The organism is Qipengyuania soli, assembly GCF_015529805.1.
Classification (GTDB): domain Bacteria; phylum Pseudomonadota; class Alphaproteobacteria; order Sphingomonadales; family Sphingomonadaceae; genus Qipengyuania; species Qipengyuania soli.
Genome location: NZ_CP064654.1, coordinates 2,578,708 through 2,599,705, shown reverse-complemented (window position 1 = coordinate 2,599,705; position 20,998 = coordinate 2,578,708). Strand labels below are relative to the sequence as shown.

General features: G+C 63.3%; 24 protein-coding genes. 13 read left to right on the top strand and 11 right to left on the bottom strand.

The window, feature by feature from the left end; genetic code table 11:
* Positions 1 to 72: 72 nt before the first annotated feature.
* Positions 73 to 948 (bottom strand): helix-turn-helix transcriptional regulator, encoded by an 876-nt coding sequence (locus tag IRL76_RS13010; protein WP_200981743.1) that lies wholly within the window; start codon positions 946 to 948, stop codon positions 73 to 75.
* A 388-nt stretch (positions 949 to 1,336) separates the two neighbouring features.
* Between IRL76_RS13010 and IRL76_RS13005 the strand changes: the two genes are divergently transcribed.
* The 4 genes from IRL76_RS13005 to IRL76_RS12990 all read left to right on the top strand — a co-directional run bounded on the left by IRL76_RS13005 (position 1,337) and on the right by IRL76_RS12990 (position 6,377).
* Positions 1,337 to 2,365, top strand: a complete 1,029-nt coding sequence (locus IRL76_RS13005; protein ID WP_200981742.1) for a quinone-dependent dihydroorotate dehydrogenase — start codon at positions 1,337 to 1,339, stop codon at positions 2,363 to 2,365.
* 10 nt (positions 2,366 to 2,375) lie between these two features.
* Complete coding sequence (ggt, locus tag IRL76_RS13000) at positions 2,376 to 4,085, top strand: gamma-glutamyltransferase (protein WP_200981741.1); 1,710 nt, start codon at positions 2,376 to 2,378, stop codon at positions 4,083 to 4,085.
* Between the two features lie 97 nt (positions 4,086 to 4,182).
* On the top strand, positions 4,183 to 5,985 hold the full coding sequence (locus IRL76_RS12995; protein WP_200981740.1) for an AMP-dependent synthetase/ligase: 1,803 nt from the start codon (positions 4,183 to 4,185) through the stop codon (positions 5,983 to 5,985).
* A 2-nt stretch (positions 5,986 to 5,987) separates the two neighbouring features.
* Entirely contained in the window at positions 5,988 to 6,377 is a 390-nt protein-coding gene (locus IRL76_RS12990; RefSeq protein ID WP_246449794.1) for a cupin domain-containing protein, read from the top strand.
* Here IRL76_RS12990 and IRL76_RS12985 read toward each other — a convergent pair.
* From IRL76_RS12985 to IRL76_RS12975, 3 genes are all read right to left on the bottom strand, one after another.
* Positions 6,374 to 6,901 (bottom strand): hypothetical protein, encoded by a 528-nt coding sequence (locus IRL76_RS12985; protein WP_200981739.1) that lies wholly within the window; start codon positions 6,899 to 6,901, stop codon positions 6,374 to 6,376. The two genes, IRL76_RS12990 and IRL76_RS12985, sit on opposite strands and share 4 nt — an antisense overlap.
* A 64-nt stretch (positions 6,902 to 6,965) precedes the next feature.
* Positions 6,966 to 7,934 (bottom strand): sulfur carrier protein ThiS, encoded by a 969-nt coding sequence (thiS, locus tag IRL76_RS12980; protein WP_200981738.1) that lies wholly within the window; start codon positions 7,932 to 7,934, stop codon positions 6,966 to 6,968.
* 10 nt (positions 7,935 to 7,944) lie between these two features.
* A complete protein-coding gene (locus IRL76_RS12975; RefSeq protein ID WP_200981737.1) occupies positions 7,945 to 8,349 on the bottom strand; it encodes a MerC domain-containing protein in 405 nt (134 codons plus the stop codon).
* Between the two features lie 143 nt (positions 8,350 to 8,492).
* Here IRL76_RS12975 and IRL76_RS12970 point away from each other — a divergent pair, with 143 nt between their 5' ends.
* The 5 genes from IRL76_RS12970 to rpsI all read left to right on the top strand — a co-directional run bounded on the left by IRL76_RS12970 (position 8,493) and on the right by rpsI (position 11,748).
* Complete coding sequence (locus IRL76_RS12970; RefSeq protein WP_200981736.1) at positions 8,493 to 9,518, top strand: COX15/CtaA family protein; 1,026 nt, start codon at positions 8,493 to 8,495, stop codon at positions 9,516 to 9,518.
* Positions 9,515 to 9,832 (top strand): divalent-cation tolerance protein CutA, encoded by a 318-nt coding sequence (cutA, locus tag IRL76_RS12965; RefSeq protein WP_200981735.1) that lies wholly within the window; start codon positions 9,515 to 9,517, stop codon positions 9,830 to 9,832. The genes IRL76_RS12970 and cutA overlap by 4 nt, the downstream gene beginning before the upstream one ends.
* Positions 9,833 to 9,844: 12 nt before the next feature.
* On the top strand, positions 9,845 to 10,576 hold the full coding sequence (locus IRL76_RS12960) for a hypothetical protein (protein ID WP_200981734.1): 732 nt from the start codon (positions 9,845 to 9,847) through the stop codon (positions 10,574 to 10,576).
* Between the two features lie 174 nt (positions 10,577 to 10,750).
* Positions 10,751 to 11,230: a 50S ribosomal protein L13 gene (rplM, locus tag IRL76_RS12955; protein WP_200981733.1), complete on the top strand. Its 480-nt coding sequence runs from the start codon at positions 10,751 to 10,753 to the stop codon at positions 11,228 to 11,230.
* Positions 11,230 to 11,748: a 30S ribosomal protein S9 gene (gene rpsI / locus IRL76_RS12950; RefSeq protein WP_246449793.1), complete on the top strand. Its 519-nt coding sequence runs from the start codon at positions 11,230 to 11,232 to the stop codon at positions 11,746 to 11,748. Before rplM ends, rpsI begins: the two co-directional genes overlap by 1 nt.
* A gap of 92 nt (positions 11,749 to 11,840) precedes the next feature.
* Here the strand turns inward: rpsI and IRL76_RS12945 are convergent, their stop codons facing one another.
* The 4 genes from IRL76_RS12945 to IRL76_RS12930 all read right to left on the bottom strand — a co-directional run bounded on the left by IRL76_RS12945 (position 11,841) and on the right by IRL76_RS12930 (position 14,115).
* Entirely contained in the window at positions 11,841 to 12,038 is a 198-nt protein-coding gene (locus IRL76_RS12945) for a hypothetical protein (protein WP_200981732.1), read from the bottom strand.
* Positions 12,039 to 12,105: 67 nt separating this feature from the next.
* Positions 12,106 to 12,966, bottom strand: a complete 861-nt coding sequence (locus IRL76_RS12940) for a metallophosphoesterase family protein (protein WP_200981731.1) — start codon at positions 12,964 to 12,966, stop codon at positions 12,106 to 12,108.
* The gene (locus IRL76_RS12935) at positions 12,956 to 13,810 is read right to left on the bottom strand and encodes a diacylglycerol/lipid kinase family protein (RefSeq protein ID WP_200981730.1); all 855 of its coding nucleotides are present in this window, start codon (positions 13,808 to 13,810) and stop codon (positions 12,956 to 12,958) included. Before IRL76_RS12935 ends, IRL76_RS12940 begins: the two co-directional genes overlap by 11 nt.
* A 38-nt stretch (positions 13,811 to 13,848) precedes the next feature.
* Entirely contained in the window at positions 13,849 to 14,115 is a 267-nt protein-coding gene (locus IRL76_RS12930) for a hypothetical protein (RefSeq protein ID WP_200981729.1), read from the bottom strand.
* A 200-nt stretch (positions 14,116 to 14,315) separates the two neighbouring features.
* On the opposite strand from IRL76_RS12930, the gene IRL76_RS12925 reads away from it, so the two are divergent.
* Positions 14,316 to 14,609: a UrcA family protein gene (locus tag IRL76_RS12925; RefSeq protein ID WP_200981728.1), complete on the top strand. Its 294-nt coding sequence runs from the start codon at positions 14,316 to 14,318 to the stop codon at positions 14,607 to 14,609.
* 143 nt (positions 14,610 to 14,752) lie between these two features.
* Complete coding sequence (locus tag IRL76_RS12920) at positions 14,753 to 15,046, top strand: UrcA family protein (protein ID WP_200981727.1); 294 nt, start codon at positions 14,753 to 14,755, stop codon at positions 15,044 to 15,046.
* 100 nt (positions 15,047 to 15,146) lie between these two features.
* Here IRL76_RS12920 and IRL76_RS12915 read toward each other — a convergent pair whose 3' ends face one another.
* The 3 genes from IRL76_RS12915 to IRL76_RS12905 form a co-directional block, all read right to left on the bottom strand.
* On the bottom strand, positions 15,147 to 15,896 hold the full coding sequence (locus IRL76_RS12915) for a LytR/AlgR family response regulator transcription factor (RefSeq protein ID WP_200981726.1): 750 nt from the start codon (positions 15,894 to 15,896) through the stop codon (positions 15,147 to 15,149).
* A complete protein-coding gene (locus tag IRL76_RS12910; protein ID WP_200981725.1) occupies positions 15,889 to 17,058 on the bottom strand; it encodes a sensor histidine kinase in 1,170 nt (389 codons plus the stop codon). Before IRL76_RS12910 ends, IRL76_RS12915 begins: the two co-directional genes overlap by 8 nt.
* A gap of 140 nt (positions 17,059 to 17,198) precedes the next feature.
* Positions 17,199 to 18,716, bottom strand: coding sequence for a fumarate hydratase (locus tag IRL76_RS12905; protein WP_216629311.1), 1,518 nt, complete (start codon positions 18,714 to 18,716; stop codon positions 17,199 to 17,201).
* A gap of 157 nt (positions 18,717 to 18,873) precedes the next feature.
* Between IRL76_RS12905 and IRL76_RS12900 the strand changes: the two genes are divergently transcribed.
* The gene (locus IRL76_RS12900) at positions 18,874 to 19,473 is read left to right on the top strand and encodes a protein-L-isoaspartate O-methyltransferase family protein (protein ID WP_216629296.1); all 600 of its coding nucleotides are present in this window, start codon (positions 18,874 to 18,876) and stop codon (positions 19,471 to 19,473) included.
* Positions 19,474 to 20,955, top strand: a complete 1,482-nt coding sequence (locus tag IRL76_RS12895; protein WP_200981723.1) for a TolC family outer membrane protein — start codon at positions 19,474 to 19,476, stop codon at positions 20,953 to 20,955.
* Positions 20,956 to 20,998 lie beyond the last annotated feature (43 nt).

Sequence of the window (20,998 nt, the reverse complement as noted above, 5' to 3'; positions counted from 1 at the left end):
CCAATTCGTTCCGATTGGCGACCTATGCATGAGCGAAGGCTAATTCAACGCATTTCCGCTTATTGCGAGTCGTTAGCAGTCCAGCGGGTCCTGGCCCAACTGGCGTGCCTCGCTCGAGCCGAAGAGGTCGACCGAGCTGTATCCTTCGGGTCCAAGCATTTCGTTGATCGCCGACTCGCCCTCGGGCAGCAGGCGCTTGGGCGTGCGGCCGGTAAAGAAACGCAGTTCCTTGATGAGGTGCGCCTGGTCGTAGAAGGCCGCGTGAATATCGGCTTCCACCTCGTCGGGCAGTGCGGGAAGCGACAAGAGCGTCGCCGCGCGGACCGCACGATAGCGTCGGACGAGTCGCACGGGCGACTGCCCGAAGAACTGCGCGACGAGCCGCTGCACCTGGCGTTTCGAATAAGGCAGGGTCGAATAGAGCGACTCGAGATCGGGACGAAACGAACTCGACAGCCATTCGAGCGTGCGGTCGATCACCTGCAAATGGGTCTTCGGCAGCTCGCTTATGCCGCGCCTGACGATGTCGGCCATGGCATCAAGGAAAGCGTCGTCGTCCAGATCCCCCTTGCGCCAGCGCGGCGCCAGGGTGGCGAATTCGTCCGCGAGGGCTTCACCAATCACCATCTCAGAAGGGAGGAAACTGTCATGGTGATCGTGGACCGACAGACCGGACAGCGCCGCCCAGCCACGAAAGTTGAGGGAGACCCCGAAGAGCTTGGCCGGACCACGGACGCTGAAATGCCGTGCCTGGCAAAGCGGGGCGAGGAAAAAGGCATCGCTGGTCTCGCCGACGATGCCGTCATCGAACGCCATTCGCGCTTTGCCCGTGACGAACGCAGTCATTTGCGCCGAGTAGGCTGGCAGGACTTCGTCGAGAGTGGGGAATTCGGTCTGCCAGATGTAGAGCGAATTGAGGTACGGCGCCAAGTCGGCAGGCGCTGGCACAAAATGGAACTGGTGAGGTTCGTTGCCCCCTGGCGAACCGGACAAGACTATCGCTCCCGAAGTAAGTTGCGATTCGATATTGTATAAATTCGCCATCGGCAATAGCAGCCGACAACGAATGGATTCGCACCGAAAGTCAGAAATAAATCAAGTGCGAAAAAAAGGGCGGCCCTGTTAGGAGCCGCCCCTTGAAGTCGAGAACTCGTTGCAAAGCTGCTCCGAGCCCTTCGGGTCGCAAGCCCTAGATAGGCAGAATCGGTCGCGCTTGATTGTATGCAAGCGACACTTTCGGAAAAATCGAGACTGTCCCTCCGCAAGACAGGTGCGTGGGAGAGGCGATATGCGCCATAGTCGACACGAATCACCCGGTGCGTCATAGCGCGCCGCCATGTTCTTCGATCTCGCCCGCCCCGTCCTTTTCGCACTCGATCCGGAGCGCGCCCACCGCCTTACAGTCCGCGCACTTGCCGCCTCCCCCCTGCGCACTCCGCCGCGACCGGGACCGCTCGCCATCGGTGTCGCGGGCATCGAGTTCCCCAACCCGCTCGGCATGGCTGCGGGATTCGACAAGGATGCCGAAGTTCCCGACGAACTGCTTGGCCTGGGCTTCGGTTTCGCCGAGGTCGGATCAATCACCCCGCTCCCCCAAGCCGGCAATCCCAGGCCGCGCCTGTTCCGGCTGGTCGAGGACCGGGGGGTCATCAATCGCATGGGGTTCAACAATGCTGGTGCCGATGTCGCGAGGCGCCGCCTCGAGAGGCGGCGCCACCGTCCCGGCATCGTTGGTATCAATATCGGGGCAAACAAGGACAGCCTGGACCGGATAGCCGACTATGTGGCGATGACCCGCGTCATGGCTCCACTGGCTAGCTATCTTGCGGTCAACATCTCCAGCCCGAATACGCCTGGCTTGCGCGCATTGCAGGATGAATCGGCACTGACAGGCCTGATTGATGCCGTACTCGAAATGAGAAGTGACAAGGGGCCCCCGGTCTTCCTCAAGGTCGCGCCAGATCTCGAACCCGCCGACATCGACGCGATCGCACGTATCGCGCTGGACAAGAAGCTGGGCGCATTGATCGTCTCGAACACCACTATTTCCCGGCCGGAGCTGCGCTCGCACCATCGCGGCGAGACCGGGGGACTTTCAGGCGAACCCCTGCGCGACCTCGCCCAGCAACGCATGCGCGACTTCCGCAAAGCTACCGGCGGGGCAATCCCCCTGGTGGGCGTCGGCGGGATTTCCAGTGCCGAGGATGCCTGGGCGCGAATCCGGGCCGGGGCCAGCCTGGTGCAGCTTTACAGCGCCATGGTCTTCGAAGGGCCGGGACTACCGCGAAAGATAATCCGGGGGCTCGAAGGGTTGATGAAGCGCGATGGATTCTCTTCGATTGCCGAAGCGGTCGGAAGCGAATAGCACCCGCGGCATGAGCCGCTTACCATTAGTCTCGCTCGTCGCCCTTGCCCTCGCTGGCTGCGCGACTCTGCCGCAAGCAGCGGCGCCCACCGAAACCACTGCCTTCATCGGCGCCGTAAGCGCAGCGGATCCCCGCGCGCAGGCCGCTGGTGAAGAGGTGTTGCGCAAGGGCGGCAACGCCACCGACGCGGCAATCGCCACCATGCTTGCCCTTACCGTTGTCGAACCCCAGAGCTCGGGCATCGGCGGCGGCGGCTTCCTGGTGCGCGGTACCGAGGGCGGGGAGGTGACAACCTACGACGGGCGCGAAAAGGCCCCCGCCGGCGCTACACCCGAATGGTTCCTCGACGCCGACGGCAAGCTGCCCTCGTTCGAGAAATCCGTCCGCAGCGGGCTGTCGGTCGGGGTCCCCGGCAACATCGCTCTCGCAGCCAAGGCACATGCCGAGCACGGCAAGCTCGCATGGTCAGAGCTGTTCAACCCGGCCATCCGCCTGGCCCGCGAAGGATTCCAGATCAACCCGCGGATGAACGATGCCCTGACCCGCTCTCGCGAGACGGGGGCATTCAGCGATACGGCACGGGCAATTTTCTACGCACCCTCGGGAGAGGCCCTTCCCGCCGGTACGCTCGTACGCAATGAAGAGCTGGCCCGGACCTTCGAGGCCATCGCGAAGGAAGGCCCGAAGGCCTTCTACAGCGGAGCCAATGCCATCGCGCTGGCGGCAACAGTGGCAGCCGACACACCCAAGCCGGGCGCGATGACCTATGCCGACGTCCAGGCCTACGAGGCGAAGGAACGCGAGGAGGTCTGTTCGAGCTACCGCTCCTACCGGATCTGTTCGATGGGGCCACCGACTTCGGGCGGCATCGCGGTCCAGCAAATCCTCGGCCAGCTCGAGCGGTTCGACCTCACCGCGCTGGGCAAGGACAATCCGGTCACCTGGCACCTCTTCGTCGAGTCCCAGCGCCTCGCCTACGCCGATCGCGAACTCTACCTCGGCGACAGCGATTTCGTCAGCGTGCCGGTCGCCGGACTGCTGGACAAATCCTATATCGCTTCGCGCAGTGCGCTGATCTCGCCGCAAACCTCGCTCGCGACGGTCGAGGCAGGTCGCCCGGCCGGCGCTCCCTTGGCGCTCGCCGACGGTGATGAGCCGGTCGAACACGGCACCTCTCATCTCGCCGCTGTCGACAGCGAAGGCACCATGGTCAGCTACACCAGCACGATCGAGAGTGCTTTCGGATCCGGTCTGATGGTCGGGGGATACTACCTCAACAACGAGCTGACCGACTTCAGCCGTTCACCCACGGTCGGCGACCGACTGGTGGCGAACCGGGTCGAAGGCGGGAAACGCCCGCGCAGTTCGATGTCGCCGACCATCATCTACGACCCGCAGGGGCATCCCTTCATGGCCGTGGGTGCCGCAGGTGGCAGCACCATTCCCATCACCACGGCGCGCGCCATCATCGGCGCGATCGACTTCGGACTCGATGCCCACGAATCGCTGCGCCTGCCGTTCATCATGGCCTTCGGTGACCGCGTTCTGCTCGAGCAGGGGACCTGGCTGGAAACCAGTGCCGATGCCTTCAAGGCGCTGGGACATGGCCAGCTGATCATCGGCGCGGCACCCATCAAGGGTGGGGCGGTTCTCTATCGCAACGGCTCGTGGGAAAGTGCGCGCGATCCGCGCCTAGAGGGCCATCTTGACATGCCCTGAGGCAAAGCGCCGGCAGCTTGCCCTCGCGCTGGCGGGAGCCTAAGCCAAGGCGCACCGTTGGGTCACACAAGATAAGAACCAAGTTGAGGAGCCTGCCGTGCTGTCCGAGATCGATTCGGCCAACAATCTCGTCGAACTTTTCCTGACGCGCGCCGATCCGAGGGCTGCCAAGCCCTTCCTCGGCGCCAAACGCGATGGGTCCTGGCAGACGATCAGCTGGGGCGAAGCGGTCGACCAGGTATGCCTTCTGGCGGAAAACCTGCGAAAGCTCGGCTTGAACAGCGGTGACCGCGTGTGCCTCGTATCGGAGAACCGGCCCGAATGGTGCATAGCGGATCTTGCGATCATGGCCGCCGGCTGCATCACCGTGCCGGCGTACATCACCAATACCGAACGCGACCACCTTCACATCCTCGACAACTCGGGCGCGAAGGCGGTGATCGTCTCCAACGAGAAACTGCTCAAGCCGCTCCACACTGCCCTTCAGGCATCGGGCGTGGCGGAACATGTCATCGGGATCGAAGACCTCAACCGTCAGCAATCTGGAAGCTTCGAGTTCCATAGTTGGGCCTCGATGCTCCAGGGGGACCCGGCAGCGACGCGCAAGGCGGTCGAGGAACGCATCGCCCACATCGGCCGCGGCGACACCGCCTGCATCATCTATACCAGCGGCACCGGTGGCGCACCGCGCGGAGTCCTGCAGCATCATGGCGCAATCCTCTGCAATGCGGCGGGTGCAGCGGAAATCCTGATCGAGGATTTCGGGATTGCCGACGACGAGCGCTTTCTTTCTTTCCTGCCGCTGAGCCACGCTTACGAGCACACCGGCGGACAATTCCTGCCGATCAGCGTGGGTGCGCAAATCTATTATGCCGAAGGGCTGGAGAAGCTCGCCAGCAATATCGAGGAGACGCGCCCGACGATCATGGTCGTTGTCCCGCGCCTGTTCGAAGTGCTGCGCAGCCGCATCATGAAGCAGATCGAGAAGCAAGGGGGACTTGCAGAGAAGCTGATGAACACTGCGCTCGGTGTCGGCGAACGCAAGGCCGCTGGCGTGCGCAAGTTTGGCGACGGGACCAAGGACATGGTCGTCAGTCGATTGCTCAAGCCCAAGATCCGCCAGAAGTTCGGCGGACGCATCAAGGCAATGGTGTCTGGCGGGGCGCCGCTTAATCCGGAAGTCGGCGTCTTCTTCGACTCGATGGGTCTCACCATGCTCCAAGGTTACGGCCAGACCGAGGCCGGGCCGGTGATAAGCTGCAACCGCCCCCGCGCGGGCCTCAAGATGGACACGGTCGGCCCGCCGATGCGCGGGGTCGAAATCAGGATCGCCGAAGATGGCGAGATCCTGTGCAGGGGCGAGCTTGTCATGCACGGCTACTGGCGCAACGATGCGGAAACCGCGCGCACGATCAGGGACGGCTGGCTGCACACGGGCGATATCGGCCATCTCGACGAGAAAGGCCGGATCGTCATTACCGACCGCAAGAAGGACATGATCGTCAACGACAAGGGCGACAATGTCGCGCCGCAGAAGCTGGAGGGCATGCTTACTCTTCAGCCCGAAATCGCGCAGGCGATGGTGAGCGGCGACAAGCGGCCCTACATCGTTGGCCTCATCGTTCCCGACGCCGAATGGGCGGTCGAGTGGGCAAAGGCCAATGGCAAGAAGTTCGACCTCAAGTCATTGCAGGACGATCCCGAGTTCCGCGGCGCCGTGCGCGCCGGGATCGACCGCGTGAACAAGGACCTCTCAGTCATCGAGAAAATCCGCCAGTTCGCCTTCGCCGACGAGGCATTCAGCATCGACAACGAGGAGCTGACGCCCAAGCAGTCGATCCGCCGCCACAAGATCAAGGAACGCTACGCCGACCGGCTGGACGGGCTTTACAAGGCCTGAGCGTGATCGCCCCGGGACGAACCATTGGCGCTGCAATCGGCCTTGCGGCACTGGGTGCCTGTGTCACTGCGAACGCGGGCGACAATCCCTTGCCGTCCGCACTCGAGGCGGGCTGGAAGGGGAAGCCCGTTTGCGAACTGCTGCACCGGTCCGACATCCACCGCGTCCTGAAATGCAGCTTTGCGCCGGGCGTGGGGCATGAAAGGCATTTCCACCCCGCCCATTTCGGCTACGCGCTGAGTGGCGGAACGATGAAGTTGACCGACGCCAATGGCGACCGGATCGCGAGGATCGCGACCGGATCGAGTTATTCGAGTGACGGGGTGGCCTGGCACCAGGTGGTCAATGTCGGCGATACCACAGTGACCTACCTGATCGTCGAGGAACTCTAGGCCGCTTCGCTCTCGATGAATTCGGGATAGAAGCTCGGTGCGCGGTCTGACCAGCCGGGCGCGGTCGCAGCGGCTTCGCTGAGGCTCTGGAGCAGGGTCTTGCGCCGGTCCGGGCGGATTTGCGGCAAGGCGGCGGCGGCGCAGAAGGCGCTCGGGAGCCAAGGGCGCGCCTCCGCGGAAATCAGGCGCTCGTAGAGAAAGCGGAATGCGGAGAAGGTCTCGATGCGCTCCTGTGCAAGGTCGAAGGCAGCGACACGGGTGAGCTTGCCGACGAAGCCTTCGATCATGTCGAAGCCCGATGATTGCGGGATCGACTGCCGCAGCGCCTTGAGCTCCTGGTAGGCGACGTACTGGCTGCGGATCGCGGCATTCTCGCCAGCATTGCGGCCCCAGATGCGGAAGGCGTCGCAGCGGCCGAGGCCGATGTCGAGACTGCGGCGGATGTAGCGCTGCTCTGCGGCAGTGAACCCTGCGAACTCGCGCATTTCGGCGATGGTCAGCGTAGCGGTATTCGTAACGGCCATGATCGGTTGCCCCCGTTCAACAGGGGCAATGTCACCGAAGATGGTTAATTTTTCGTTTGAGGAATCAGATCAAACCGGCGAGCGGACTCGACGGATCGGCATACTTGCGCGTGCCCATGCGGCCCGAAAGATAGGCGTCTCGCCCGGCCTCGACCGCGAGCTTCATTGCGCGCGCCATTCGGATCGGGTCCTTCGCTTCTGCGATCGCGGTGTTCATCAGCACGCCGTCGCAACCCAGCTCCATGGCGACAGCCGCGTCCGACGCCGTGCCGACGCCGGCATCGACCAGCACCGGCACCTTGGCGCCTTCGACAATCAGTCTGATCGTGACCCGGTTCTGGATCCCAAGACCGGAACCGATCGGCGCGCCCAGTGGCATGACCGCGACTGCGCCTGCCTCTTCGAGTTGCTTCGCCGCAATCGGATCATCGACGCAATAGACCATGGGGTGGAACCCCTCCTTCGCGAGAACCTCGGTCGCCTTCAGCGTCTCGCGCATGTCGGGATAGAGCGTGCGCGCCTCCCCCAATACCTCCAGCTTTACCAGGTCCCAGCCCCCCGCCTCGCGCGCCAGGCGCAGGGTGCGGATAGCCTCGTCGGCCGTGAAGCAGCCTGCGGTATTGGGCAGGTAGGTGACCTTCTTCGGGTCGATATAGTCGGTCAGGATCGGCGCCTTGGGGTCGCTGACATTGACCCGGCGTACGGCGACGGTGACGATCTCCGCCCCCGACGCTTCCAGCGCGGCGGCATTCTGGGCAAAGTCCTTGTACTTGCCTGTCCCGACGATGAGGCGGGACTTGAACGTCCGCCCGGCGACGGTCCACGTATCGTCCTGACCGCCGCCCACGAAATGCACGATCTCCAGTACGTCGCCTTCCGCTATGGGATGCGAGGCAAGTTCGCTGCGCGGTGCGATGATCCCGTTATGCTCGACAGCGACCTTGGTAGGGTCGAGTTCCAGCTCGCGCACGAGATCGGCGATGGTGGTAGCGGCAGTGCGGCGGGTCTCGCCATTGACGGTCAGGGCAATCATGCGGCCCGACTTAGTCTCCGCAGCGCTCCATGCAAGCGGCGGAATGCGAATGACGCAGGTTGAGGATGTGACCAAGCGACACCAGCGCCACGCCGATGATGGTCAGGATCGCTTCCTTGTAACCATGCGGGACCGCCAGAGCACCGCCCATGAAAGTCAGACCGGTCATGGCAACGACGAAAGGTGCCGCCATCCGATGGCGCAAAGCTCCCCAACCGATGGCGACGGCGGCGATAAGGGTGGCGAAGACGAGGCCGATGCGATGGATGTCCGGGGACAGGAAGAATTCGCCCCCGATGCCGAGTCCGGACACGAGCACGATCGACAGCAGGCAATGCACGGCGCAGGCCCCCGACAGCAGGATTCCTGCCCGGTCGAGGCGACGGCGAATCGGCGAGATGGCGCGATCAAGCATTGCGAATTGCCACTTATGTGACGATGTAACATATTTCAAGACACAGGAGGGCCTGGCGTGTCAGTTTGTCGCCCTCAGTGGCCAACCTGTCGCGCACCCTATTCCCCCTTGCGAAATGCACCGGTCGCCAGCAGAGGGGCGGCATGGATTCGAGCATTTCCCAATCCCGCCCGCGGGCCATAGCAACGTGGCTGTTCGTCGTTGCTTCAATGGTGGTCCTGATGGTTTCTGTCGGAGGCATCACGCGCCTCACCGAAAGCGGCCTGTCGATCACCCAGTGGAAGCCCATCACCGGAGCGATCCCGCCGCTGACCCAAGCCGACTGGCAAGCCCAGTTCGATCTCTACAAGGCCACCGGCGAATATCGGAACGTTTCGGGTCCGGCGGGCATGGACCTTGAAGCGTTCAAGTTCATTTTCTTCTGGGAATGGTTTCACCGTCTGCTTGGCCGCCTCATCGGCATGGCCTTCGCACTGCCGCTGGCATGGTTCTGGATCCGCAAGGCGATCCCTCAGGGATACAAGCCGCGCCTCCTCGCCCTCCTCGCGCTGGGAGGGCTGCAGGGGGTGTTCGGCTGGTTCATGGTGCGCAGCGGACTTGCCGGGACCATGACCGACGTAAGCCACTTCTGGCTTTCGATCCATTTGCTGACCGCGCTGATCACACTCGCGGGCCTCATCTGGACTGCGCTCGACTTGCGCCAGCTTGCGGCAGGAAACGTCGTGCCTGCCCGCTGGACGAAAATGGCGAGCGGGGTCGGAGCAATCCTGTTCATCCAGTTGCTCCTTGGCGCCTGGGTCGCCGGCCTCAATGCCGGATTGGCCTCCGATACCTGGCCGCTGATGCAGGGCCGCCTGGTCCCGGAATTCAATGACGGTAAGGGCCTGTTCCATGCCACCACGCACGATCCCTTCCTGATCCATTTCCTCCACCGCTGGTGGGCCTGGGTCGCGGTTGCTGCGCTCGTCGTCATGGCACGCAAGGTGAAACCCATCGAACGCAAGGCATCCGTCGCCATCCACAGCGCCTTCGGAACGCAGATCCTGCTGGGCATCGCGACCGTGATGACAGGCGTTGCCCTGTGGGTTGCCGTCGCCCACCAGGTGGTCGGTGCGCTGCTGGTCGCAAGCTTCGCCTGGGGCGCACACGCCCTAGGCCGGCGGGCATGACTGCGCTGATCTATTGCCCATTTCCGAATGAGGAATGCGCGTTCGAAATTGGGCGCGAGCTGATCGAGGAAGGCCTTGTTGCCTGCATCAATGTGGGCGGAGGCATCCGCTCCTTGTTCAAGTGGCAGGACCGCATCGACGAGGGGAGCGAAGTCGCAGCAATCCTGAAGACGAACGCCAAGCTGATCGATGCGGCGATTGCGCGGCTAGAGCACTTGCATCCCTATGAATCGCCAGCAATATTGGGCTGGCATTGCGACGCAGCCGGAAGCGCGACGCAAGCCTGGTTGGGTGGACTGCGCCCGGCAGACTAGGGGTCGACAGGAATGGACAATTGGAATCGCAGGGAGAGCCTGCGTGTTCTCGGCGCGGGCGGCATACTCATGCTTGCCGGGTTGGCATTGCCAATGCCGTTACGCGCCACAACGGCGGTTCGCAGTGTCCCGAACGGCGGTTTCCGGCTGACGCGGCTTCTCGAACGTGAACTGTTCGATGGTGCAAGCCTGCGGGTGGAGCGCAGCTGGTCGTGCCGTTTCTCCGTCGCCGGCAGGGGAATGCTCGTCGAAGGTGCCGATCTCGATTGCCTCGTGTCCGCACCGCCCGCTCTTGGGGCGCTGGCCGAAATGGAACGGAACCGGAAGGGAACCGGTCCTTTTCCGGCGCTTCTCGATGCTTCCGGGCGGATCGCCGATTCTGCCAGCGAACCCATGGTCGACGCCACCAAGGTGATCGATGCCGCCCTTGCGGTCCTCTCACACAAGGGTGCCAAGGGTGCTGAACTGATTGATGCCCGCCGCGCCTTGTCGCAGTTGACAGCGGCGGCACAGCAATCGCTCAGCGAGGTTCCCGCCGACCTCTTCTTCCCGCTCGAGGAGACCCGAACGCTACAGCGCGAGATTGAGATCGCGCCCGGGACCGAAGGTCGCATCGATGTCGAGACCCGTTCGAGCGCGGATCCCGCAACCGGATTGCTCGTCACGACCGAGCGGCGCATCATGACCAGGATCGGTGAAGATGAAAGGCTCGCCCGCGAAGTCTGGAGCCTCTCGCGGCTCTAGCTGATGTTGTGGGGTTCTATTTTACCGCACTCAAGAACCGCGGAATCGCTTGACTTGGAGCACCCCTGACGCCATTTGGCGCGCGCTTCGCGGGTTTGGGCATGCACCGGATTCGCCGAATGGACGCCGCCGCTCACCGCGCGCGGCACGAACACTAGAAACGGAACACCAGCCATGAAGGCTCTCACCAAGGTGACCCGGTCGATCAAGCCGGCCGAGGTCGAAAAGAAGTGGCACATCGTCGATGCCGACGGCCTCGTCGTCGGACGTCTGGCCGCGATCGTCGCCAACCACCTGCGCGGCAAGCACAAGCCGAGCTACACCCCGCACGTCGATTGTGGTGACCACGTCATCATCATCAACGCCGACAAGGTGAAGTTCACCGGCCGCAAGATGACCGACAAGGTCTACTACAAGCACACCGGCCATCCGGGCGGCATCAAGGAAACGACCCCCGCCAAGGTGCTGGGCGGCCGCTTCCCCGAGCGCGTGCTCGAGAAGGCTGTCGAGCGCATGATCCCGCGCGGCCCGCTCGGCCGTGCGCAGATGCGTGCGCTGCACATCTATGCCGGCACCGAGCACCCGCATGACGGCCAGAAGCCCGAAACGCTCGACGTTGCCTCGATGAACCGCAAGAACAAGGTTGCCGCATAATGGCCGACACCAACGAAACCGTCACCGATCTCGCCGATCTGAAGGACATCGCCGGCGACGCCCCCCAGGGCGATTCGGCTGAAATCGCCAAGACCGCCGACGTACCCCTGCGCGAGCAGGAACTCGACAAGCAGGGCCGCGCCTACGCCACCGGTCGACGCAAGGACGCCACCGCTCGCGTGTGGCTGAAGCCCGGCACCGGCAAGGTCACCGTCAACGGCCGTGACCAGGAAGTGTACTTCGCACGTCCGACGCTGCGCCTCGTCATCGATCAGCCTTTCGCGATCACCGAGCGTCAGGGTCAGTACGACGTCGTCGCCACCGTCAAGGGCGGCGGTCTGTCGGGCCAGGCTGGCGCCGTGAAGCACGGCATCGCCCAGGCGCTGTCGAAGTACGAGCCGGCGCTGCGCAGCACCGTCAAGGCTGCCGGCTTCCTGACCCGCGACAGCCGCGTCGTCGAGCGTAAGAAGTACGGTCGCGCCAAGGCACGCCGCAGCTTCCAGTTCTCGAAACGCTAAGTTTCGAAACCGAATTCTCGGTCACCGAGGAAGGGCGATCCCGCGAGGGGTCGCCCTTTTCGTTTGCGGCAATGGATTAGCCTGGCAGCGCCTCAGCGCTGGAGCAGCATGATGCCCCAGGCCAGGCCCGCCCCTGCGAAGAACAGCGGCCACGACCAGTAGAACGAATAGTGGGAGACCTCGGCGAGGTGGATGGCCATTTGCCCGCCCTTTGCGCCCTGCGAACCGATCACCAGCGAGACCACGCCGGACAGGATCGCGCCGAGGGGTACCGCTTTCACGAATTCCATCATTGCCTCCAGCTTTGGTGGGCTGGATCATCGCCAATGCTGGTTGAGGTCGCCCTAGCGAAGCTGGTTAATGGACCGGCGGATCGACGCGAGGGATCTGCCGCACGGGGGCCACGGGTTCTCCCGGCTCACGCGGCGGCATGGCATTCTCGGGCACATCGTCAATCTGCATGTCGGCTGTGTCGACGTCCTGCAGGTTGCGGACACAGACGCTCACCGTCTCACCATCCCATTCGAGCTCGTTGAAGCTCGGCGGGGTGGAGCGAGTGCGTTGGGACAGCGTGCCCGCGCCGATCATGCGGACCGGGCCCTCGGGCGTCTGCTCCATGATGTCGAAGGCATCGTGGACATGGCCGGAGAGAACGCCAATCACGCCGCGACGTGCCAGTTCGCGCAGGGCCCGTTCGCCATGCTTGGTCAGCGCCGTTCCCTTGGTGCCGACTTCGCGTAACGGGTGGTGCGCCGCGACGAGCACCTTGGTACCGGGCGGCAGGGCATCGATGGCACCGAGGCATTTTGCGAGAGCGGATGTGCTGATCCAGCCCTTTGACCAGTCCAGCCGCGGTTGCGCGCGAACCGCGGTCTTCAGCGGCACGATGGCGAGGCTACCGAGATCGAGCTCGCGTTCGACCTTCTCTTCCATTCCGCGGAACCGCTTATAGGGCGTCATAAAGCGCTCGACAGGGTTGAAGTAGGGCATGTCGTGGTTGCCAACCTCGACCGTTACCGGGGCGTCGAGTGAATTGATCCATTGGGTGGCGGCAGCGAACTCGCGATGGCGCGCGCGCATTGTCAGGTCGCCCGTGATGGCGACAGCATCCGGGCGCTTTTCGGCAATCTCCTGCTTCACCCAGTCGAGCGCGCGATTGTTCTCTAGGCCGAAGTGAATGTCGGAGAGGTGAAAGATGCGCCGGTGGTCAGAAGCCATGGTCGGTCGCTAGCAGATCGACCTTGCATGGTGCCACCGAGAATTCTGCGCGCGGGCCGAGCGTTGCGGGCTCGCCGTCGATCAAGACTTCGATCGGATCACCCGCGCAGCTCTCTATCGTCATCGTGTCGAGCATGCCCAAGCGCTCGTGCGGACCTTCGCGAAAGCGCCGACGCAAGAGGGCCCATCCTTGCTGGAGCAAGTCACCGGCACCGTCAGAGCGATAGCCGTCGACCTGCATGCCGCGATCGCTGGGGGTTATTTCGATCAGAGGGTAACCTTCCTCATGGCCGCGCGCCGGTTCGATCAGGCGAACCTTCGGGCCGGTCGTGGTTTCGGCAACCGCCGCGCTAGTGCCTTGGGCCACCCCCGCGACATCCAGGTCGCGCATGGCCTCGCGAACATTGACCCAAGCCGTGCCGGGTCCGACGAGCAGCCCCGCCAACGCCTCCCCTTGCTCACAAGTCGCCATCAATGGGCGCACCGGCTTGACGGCTCCGCAAGCAACACGGTCAAGAATTTCCTCGAGCGGGGTGTCCTCTCCATGCAGGCGCACGCTCAGGAGATTCATGGTCCCGCCGGGCAAAACCAGGACCTCGCCGCCCCAACCCGCGACCTTCGTGATGGCGGCATTCAGGGTTCCGTCGCCGGTAAAGATGAATAGGCGTGCGACATTCGCCGACTCCAGCGCTCTCGCATCGGGGAGATCTTCGTCGGGGAAGCTGATCTGCTTCGCAATCGAGAGACCGCGTTCGGCGCAGGCATCGTAAAGGGCCTTTACGGCAGCATCGCTGTTGCTGCCGCTCTTCGCATTCACGATCAGCCAGTTCGTCGTGTTTTCCATGCTGCCAAAAGCACGCAGGAACGTGACCGGTTCCCGCTTTAGATTCTCTCGTCGAGAACCAGCCAGCCCGCGACCAGGTTGAACAGGCTGTAGAATGCGTACAGCACAGCGGCTCCCGGCCAGCCATTCTCCGTCATGATCATTGCCGACAACAAGACGACGAACTCGAAGAGCAGAGACATGCGTCCGCCCCCGCGTCGGAAAAGACCCGGCAAAACGTCGAGCATGGGGTGTTCGCTTTCGAGCACGGCCTTGTGAACCGCGAAATTGGCAACGCCCAGAGCAAAGAGCAGCGCAAGGACCATCGACCGGTGGCATAGGCCCGTCGTCCGCCGATTGCCAATGACGCTTCGTCGGCCAAACCCGGCGGCCCGTCCAATGCACGTGTCGTCCGTCGATTCCAGCGTGCGACTACAAGTGTAGCCAATCAATATTGGTGCTGCGGAGGGTCCTTAACGAACCCAGTCCCCCGAAACCGGGCCCTCCGCAGACCCGGAGGAATCCCATGACCAAGACCCTTGTCTCACTCGCCGCGATAGGCCTCGCACTTTCGGCTACCAGTTCCCAGGCCGAAACTATGGTCGTCCCCTTTGCCGACCTCAATCTTGCCACCCCGGAAGGCCAGGCACGGCTGGCCCAGCGCGTCGACGCCGCTGCCCGCTCAGTGTGTGGCGTCAACGAAGCGCGTGTAGGGACGCGCATTCGCGACAAACAGGCCGCAAAGTGCTTCGAGGCGGCCAAGGCAAAAGCCCATGCGCAGTTTGCCGCGGCAGCGGCGCAGAACGAAAAGGGCGGCTGATCGCCAGAAGTCGCCTCGGCGGTGTCGTCGGGGCGGCAATTTTCGTCGGCCAATCCAAGCAGTTGGTCGAGGCGCCCTCCACTTTTGTGTATTACTACACTAACTCACCATTGGGGCTGTCGAGCAAATAGGAAGGACAAGAAATGAAATCCCCCATCATTGCACTTGCCGCAGCCAGCCTCGCCATCTCGGCATCTCCCTCCGCCGCCCGCGAAATGCGCGTCGCCTACAGGGACCTCGACCTTTCCCACGTTGAAGGTCAGGCCGCGCTCGACACAAGGGTCCGCTCGGCGGCGCGGGTCGTGTGTGGCTATGGCACTTCGAACATGCGTTCCATCTCTTCACGCGCCGACAAGCACCGCTGCTACCGCGCGGCCATGGAGCGCGCACGGTCCAACATCGCAGCTGTCACAGAGCAGCGCACCTCGGGCGGTTGACCCCCAGTCCCCGCTTAGGGCCTTGGCCCCGGCCGGACGCAGTCCCCCGGCCGGGGCCATTCTTTTTGGAATTGTCGTGAGAAAAGATGACGGCGCGAACCTAGCGCCCGGCCATCGCCTTCACCTTGGGAAGGTAAGTACGGCCGATGCGCAATGCCTCGCCATCCTCCATCTCGACCGACCATACCCCAAGACCATCATGCCTGAGACCGGTAATGCGATCACGCCGAAGGATAGTGGAGCGGTGGATGCGGATGAACTTTGCAGGATCGAGACGCTTCTCCAGGCCTGCAATTGTCTGGAGCAGGAGGTACGTGCGCGCATCATCGCCATCACCGACATGAAGGCGGACATAATCCCGCTCTGCATCGATGCGGCCGACTTCGGAGGTGGCAATTCGGATCAATTCCGAACGATGCGGGATCCACAGCTCCTCAAGCCAGCGGCTGTCCTCGCGACCCTCTTCGCCGCGCCGTGCGAGGGCCCTTTTGATAGCGCGTTCCAGGCGTTCGGGCTTTACGGGCTTCAACACATAGTCGACCGCATCGAGATCGAAGGCCTCGACCGCGTAGTTATCGTGCGCTGTCACGAACACGACGGCAGGCCTCTCAGCTTGCGAGGCGAGCTTGCGGGCGACCGACAGACCATCGACCTCGGGCATGGTCATGTCGAGCAGGACAAGATCGGGCGTCAGCGCCTCGATGAGGCGCAACGCCTGCGCTCCGTCACTTGCAGTACCGACGACGGCAAGGTCGTCCAGTTTCGAGCAAATGACTTGCATGCGCTCAACCGCAAGCGGTTCGTCGTCGACGATAAGGGTGCGCAGTTTTTCGGCAGTTTCCTCAGCCATGTTTCACCAAAGGCAATCTCAGTTCGGTTTCGTAACCCTGCAAAGCCGGGCCGGAAGTGACGGTCGCCTCGTTGCCGAAACGCGCCTCGAGCCGGTCGCGCACGTTCGCTAGCCCGATGCCGAAGCCGCCCGACTGGCCAGCTGGCACTCCGGGGCCGTCATCGCTGACCCGCAGCACGAGCCTTCCGTATTCCTCGCGAGCAACGATCGAAACGGTAACCGGCTTCGCGCTGGCCGAAACGCCGTATTTGACCGAGTTCTCGACCAGCGGTTGCAGGATCATGCCCGGCACCTTGTAATTCGCAAGTTCCGGCGGAAGATCGACCCTTACGCGCAGGCGCTCGGGAAAACGCACTGCTTCGATCTCGAGGTAGTGTTCCTGCAGGTCGATCTCATCGGCAAGCGTCACTTCTCCGGTCGAATCATCGGCCAGGCTGTGGCGATAGAAGCGCGAGATGGTCTGGATCATCTGCTCCGCGCGGTCGGCCCTGCCCGTCATCACCAAGGCGCTCAGCGAATTGAGCGTGTTGAAGAGGAAGTGCGGATTGACCTGGTAGCGCAGCGAACGCAGCTCTGCGGCCTTGGCGGCCGAACGGAATCGCTCGCCACGCCGCTCGGCCTCGCGCGCCCGCGCGCCGGCAAGCAATGCAAAGTAGATCGCCGCCCATGCCAGCAGCAGGAAGTACTGGCTCAACGCCAGCTCGATCAGCCTCAGCCATTGATCGCGTGTGGTTTCGCCCGGCAGGACCACCTTGCCGAGGACAGGGGAGGTCGGCCTGAGCGAATCGTCGAACTCTCCGCTGCCCGGTGTCGGCGCCTCGATGATGATATTGCCCGCTTCGTCACGCTTGAGCGAGAAGCCGCGTTCGGCCGCAATCTTGCTTTCCAGCTTGTCCTGCACGTCGGCGAAAACCGCCTTGTTGATCTGCGCGATCAGCATGGATGTCGGCAGGGCCAAGAGCACCGCCGCACTGATCTGGAGCGCCAGCGAGCGATGATCGAAGAGCCGCAGGACCATCCATAACAGCACGGTCGCAACCACACCGCCAGCAACCACGAGGCCACGGCGCATCAGCAAGTCGGGCTGGATGTCGAGGCCGACAATGAACCCGCGCAAGGTGAATATGACGAAATACGCCAGCCACAGCCCGATGATCGACATCAGAACCGTGCGAAGGGTCAGTCGCGCCGGAGAATCCGCAAGAGAGTGGTCGAACGTCAAAACAGCCTAGCTCTGCCCTTCGTGCCCGCCGATTGCCAGAGCCGCGGTCGACATTCCTGTGCGGTTGGTCGAGCGCAACGTCATTCGGCGGGCTCGAAGTCCCCTTCGGCGATACGACGGCGCCATTCGGCGGGCGCAAGCGTGTGGACGTTGTTGCCCCGCGCATCGACCGCCACCGTCACCGGCATGTCTTGCACCTCAAACTCATAGATGGCTTCCATGCCGAGATCCTCGAAGGCCACGACCCGCGCACCCTTGATCGCTCTGCTGACGAGATAAGCCGCACCACCGGTCGCCATCAGGTAGGCGACCTTGAAACGACTGATCACCTCGACCGCATTGTGGCCGCGCTCGGCCTTGCCGATCATCGCAAGCAGCCCGAGGTCGAGCATCATCTCGGTGAACTTGTCCATGCGGGTGGCCGTAGTCGGTCCGGCAGGGCCGACAACTTCACCCATCACGGGGTCGACCGGGCCGACATAGTAGATCGCACGCCCCTTGAAATCGACCGGCAGCTGCTCTCCCGCATCGAGCATGTCCTTGATGCGCTTGTGCGCCGCATCGCGCCCGGTGAGCATCTTGCCCGACAGCAGCAAGCGGTCACCGTCCTGCCAACTGGCCACTTCTTCCGGAGTAAGGTTGTCGAGGTCGACCCGCTTCGCAGCCGCATCAGGTTGCCAGGTGACCTGCGGATATTCGGCGATGTTGGGCGGGTCGAGATAGGCCGGACCACTTCCGTCCAGCGTGAAATGCGCATGGCGCGTCGCCGCGCAATTGGGAATCATCGCGATCGGCTTGCCCGCCGCATGGCAGGGTGCGTCGAGGATCTTGACGTCGAGCACAGTGGACAAGCCGCCCAGCCCCTGTGCGCCGACACCCATGGCATTGACGGCATCGAAGATGTCGATGCGCAACTGCTCGATATCGGTCTCTGCACCACGTGCCTTCAACTGGCCCATGTCGATCGGGTCCATCAGCGAGAGCTTGGCGAGCTTCATGCAGTGTTCGGCCGTCCCGCCGATGCCGATGCCGAGCATGCCCGGCGGGCACCAGCCGGCGCCCATCGAGGGAATCTGCTCGACCACCCATTCGACGATATTGTCGCTGGGGTTCATCATCTTGAATTTCGACTTGTTCTCGCTGCCGCCGCCCTTGGCCGCAACGTCGATGCTGACGGTGTTGCCCGGGACCATCTCAACAGAAAGAACGCTCGGTGTGTTGTCGCGCGTGTTGCGGCGGGTAAAGGCGGGATCTGCAAGGATCGAGGCGCGCAGCTTGTTGTCCGGATGGTTGTAGGCGCGGCGTACACCCTCATCGACAACCTCCTGCAGCGACTTGTCCGAACCCAGTCGGCAATTCTGGCCCCACTTCACGAAGACGTTGACGATGCCCGTGTCCTGGCAAATCGGCCGATGCCCCTCTGCGCACATGCGGCTGTTGGTGAGGATCTGCGCGATCGCATCCTTCGCCGCCGGGCCTTTCTCCGCCTCATAGGCCTCGCCCAAGGCGCGGATGTAATCCATCGGATGGTAATAGGAGATGTATTGCAGTGCGTCGGCGACGCTCTCGATCAGGTCGTCTTCGCTGATGGTCACCATGTCGCTCATCGCGGCGCATTCCCTTGTTGCAGATTTGCGCTCCTCCCTAGTCACGATTGCCGCCATTGGTCAAAGCGCTTGGACACAAGGGCGCTTGCGCTTAAAGCAACGCAAGCTTGACCTAGCGTGTTATTAGAATAATACAGTGCAAGAGACCATGACCACGACCCTCGCCCCCACGTCCGATTTTGCCGCCGCACGCCGCGCGATGATCGATAGCCAGCTTCGCACCAGCGGAGTCAACGAAGCCTTCGTTCTCGAACGCATGGGCACCGTCGCCCGCGAGGACTTCGTGCCCGAAGCGCTGCGAAGCACCGCCTATACCGACCGCGCAATCCGGCTTGGCAAAGGCAAGGCGCTGCCGTCCCCGCTGTTCCACGGGATGATGCTTGCGGAAGCCCAGCCCAATTCCGGTGACGATGTGCTCGTTATCGTCGGTGGCAGCGGTTACCTCGCTGCGCTTGTGGAGCCACTGGTCGGTTCGCTGCGTTCCATGGATCCCGAAGAGGCGCTGGGTGGCCGCAAGAAGGGGGCCTACAGCCTTGTCCTTATCGACGGGGCGGTTGAACACCTCCCCGCTGCCATTGCCAAACTGGTCGCCGAAGGCGGCCGCATCGTGACAGGTCTGGTTGAGAACGGTGTCACGCGCCTCGCCACGGGCCGCAAGGCCGCAGGGTCGCTGGCACTGCTGCCTCTTGCCGAAATCGGCGTGCCGCGGCTGCACCAGTTCGACCGGCCCGCTAGCTGGAGTTTCTGAATGCGATTGAACGGCGTCGCCCGTCGGCTGGCAGTAACCACTGCGCTTGCCGGATGCGTTCTTGCCGTGCCGGCATCCGCCGACACGCTGCAGGAAGCGCTCACCGAAGCATACCTGCATAACCCTCTCCTGCTTGCAGCACGCGCAGGGCAGCGCGCAACCGATGAGAGCGTCGTCATCGAGAAGAGCGCGGGCCGACCAAATGTCTCGAGCACTGCGACTTACACGGAGATTGTCGAGGGCGCTTCGCCGAACGGTCCCGACCGCCTCTTCAGCGCTGGCGTCGACCTTGGCGTGCCGATCTATTCCGGTGGCGCGGTCCGCAATTCGATCAAGGCCGCCGAGAACCGTGTAGAGTCGGGCCAGGCCGACCTCCGAGGAACGGAAAGCGCGATATTCACCCAGGTTGTTGCCGCCTACATGGATGTGCTGCGAGGCCAGGCAGTAGTGGCGCTCTCGTCCAACCAGGTCGACGTGCTGGGTGTAAACCTGCAAGCGACCAGCGACCGGTTCGAGATCGGTGACCTCACGCGCACCGACGTGGCGCAATCGCAGTCACGCCTCGCCCTCGCCCAGGGCGATCTGCGCAGCGCGCAGGCCAACCTCATCAGCGCGCGCGAGAACTACATTGCGCTTGTCGGCAAGGCTCCCGACAACCTCCAGCCGCCGCCGCCACTGCCGAACCTTCCGTCAGACGTCGATTCGGCAGTCGATGTGGCGCTCGAAAACAACCCCGATCTCATTGCCGCCAAGGAGCGTGCGCGGGCGTCGGAATACGATATCGACGTTGCCGGATCGGGCCGCCTGCCCCGCGTTTCGGTATTCGCGGGCTACGATTACCAGAATACGCTCAACTCGCTGCGCCTGGCCGATGGTACTGCAGCGCCTTCGCAATCGGGGCGTGACGGCCAGGTCGGCGTCTCGCTACGCCTGCCGCTGTTCCAGGGCGGCTTGCCCGCAGCGCTCGAACGCCAGGCGCAGGCCCGCTCGGCCGCTGCTCTCGAGCAGGTGGTCGCCACCGAACGTGATGTCATCGCGCAAGTCCGGGCCGCATGGTCGAGCTGGAAGGCAGCCCTCGCAATCATCGAAAGCAGCCAGGTCGCCGTCGATTCGGCATCGCTAAGCCTCGAAGGCGTGCGGGCCGAGAACTCGATCGGCAATCGTACCATCCTCGACGTGCTCAATGCAGAACAGGAATTGCTGCGCTCGCAGGTCCAGCTCGTTACCGCGCGCCGCAATGCCTACGTCGCCGGCTTCTCGCTGCTCGCAGCCATGGGCCGGGCAGAGGCTCGCGATCTCGGGTTCGTCGGCGAAGGCATCCTCTACGATCCGGCCACGAACTACGACCGGGTCAAGGGCAAGTGGTTCGATTGGGAGAGCGAATCCGACCCCGAAGTGCAGTCCACGCGCACGGTCGACGTGCCTGCACCGAATGCCGACGTCCCGGAAGAGGATGAAATCACTTCGCAAACCGGTTATTGAGGGCTTCAGGCGAATCGGTGGTCCCGATTCGGGACAGGGGCAG

Bases quoted from the DNA above. Each gene is read 5' to 3' on its own strand.
- IRL76_RS13005 (WP_200981742.1), top strand. From the start codon at position 1,337: ATGTTCTTCGATCTCGCCCGCCCCGTCCTTTTCGCACTCGATCCGGAG.
- ggt (WP_200981741.1), top strand. From the start codon at position 2,376: ATGAGCCGCTTACCATTAGTCTCGCTCGTCGCCCTTGCCCTCGCTGGC.
- IRL76_RS12985 (WP_200981739.1), bottom strand. From the start codon at position 6,901: ATGGCCGTTACGAATACCGCTACGCTGACCATCGCCGAAATGCGCGAG.
- thiS (WP_200981738.1), bottom strand. From the start codon at position 7,934: ATGATTGCCCTGACCGTCAATGGCGAGACCCGCCGCACTGCCGCTACC.
- IRL76_RS12975 (WP_200981737.1), bottom strand. From the start codon at position 8,349: ATGCTTGATCGCGCCATCTCGCCGATTCGCCGTCGCCTCGACCGGGCA.
- IRL76_RS12970 (WP_200981736.1), top strand. From the start codon at position 8,493: ATGGATTCGAGCATTTCCCAATCCCGCCCGCGGGCCATAGCAACGTGG.
- cutA (WP_200981735.1), top strand. From the start codon at position 9,515: ATGACTGCGCTGATCTATTGCCCATTTCCGAATGAGGAATGCGCGTTC.
- IRL76_RS12960 (WP_200981734.1), top strand. From the start codon at position 9,845: ATGGACAATTGGAATCGCAGGGAGAGCCTGCGTGTTCTCGGCGCGGGC.
- rplM (WP_200981733.1), top strand. From the start codon at position 10,751: ATGAAGGCTCTCACCAAGGTGACCCGGTCGATCAAGCCGGCCGAGGTC.
- rpsI (WP_246449793.1), top strand. From the start codon at position 11,230: ATGGCCGACACCAACGAAACCGTCACCGATCTCGCCGATCTGAAGGAC.
- IRL76_RS12945 (WP_200981732.1), bottom strand. From the start codon at position 12,038: ATGGAATTCGTGAAAGCGGTACCCCTCGGCGCGATCCTGTCCGGCGTG.
- IRL76_RS12940 (WP_200981731.1), bottom strand. From the start codon at position 12,966: ATGGCTTCTGACCACCGGCGCATCTTTCACCTCTCCGACATTCACTTC.
- IRL76_RS12935 (WP_200981730.1), bottom strand. From the start codon at position 13,810: ATGGAAAACACGACGAACTGGCTGATCGTGAATGCGAAGAGCGGCAGC.
- IRL76_RS12930 (WP_200981729.1), bottom strand. From the start codon at position 14,115: ATGGTCCTTGCGCTGCTCTTTGCTCTGGGCGTTGCCAATTTCGCGGTT.
- IRL76_RS12925 (WP_200981728.1), top strand. From the start codon at position 14,316: ATGACCAAGACCCTTGTCTCACTCGCCGCGATAGGCCTCGCACTTTCG.
- IRL76_RS12920 (WP_200981727.1), top strand. From the start codon at position 14,753: ATGAAATCCCCCATCATTGCACTTGCCGCAGCCAGCCTCGCCATCTCG.
- IRL76_RS12915 (WP_200981726.1), bottom strand. From the start codon at position 15,896: ATGGCTGAGGAAACTGCCGAAAAACTGCGCACCCTTATCGTCGACGAC.
- IRL76_RS12910 (WP_200981725.1), bottom strand. From the start codon at position 17,058: ATGTCGATCATCGGGCTGTGGCTGGCGTATTTCGTCATATTCACCTTG.
- IRL76_RS12905 (WP_216629311.1), bottom strand. From the start codon at position 18,716: ATGGTGACCATCAGCGAAGACGACCTGATCGAGAGCGTCGCCGACGCA.
- IRL76_RS12900 (WP_216629296.1), top strand. From the start codon at position 18,874: ATGACCACGACCCTCGCCCCCACGTCCGATTTTGCCGCCGCACGCCGC.
- IRL76_RS12895 (WP_200981723.1), top strand. From the start codon at position 19,474: ATGCGATTGAACGGCGTCGCCCGTCGGCTGGCAGTAACCACTGCGCTT.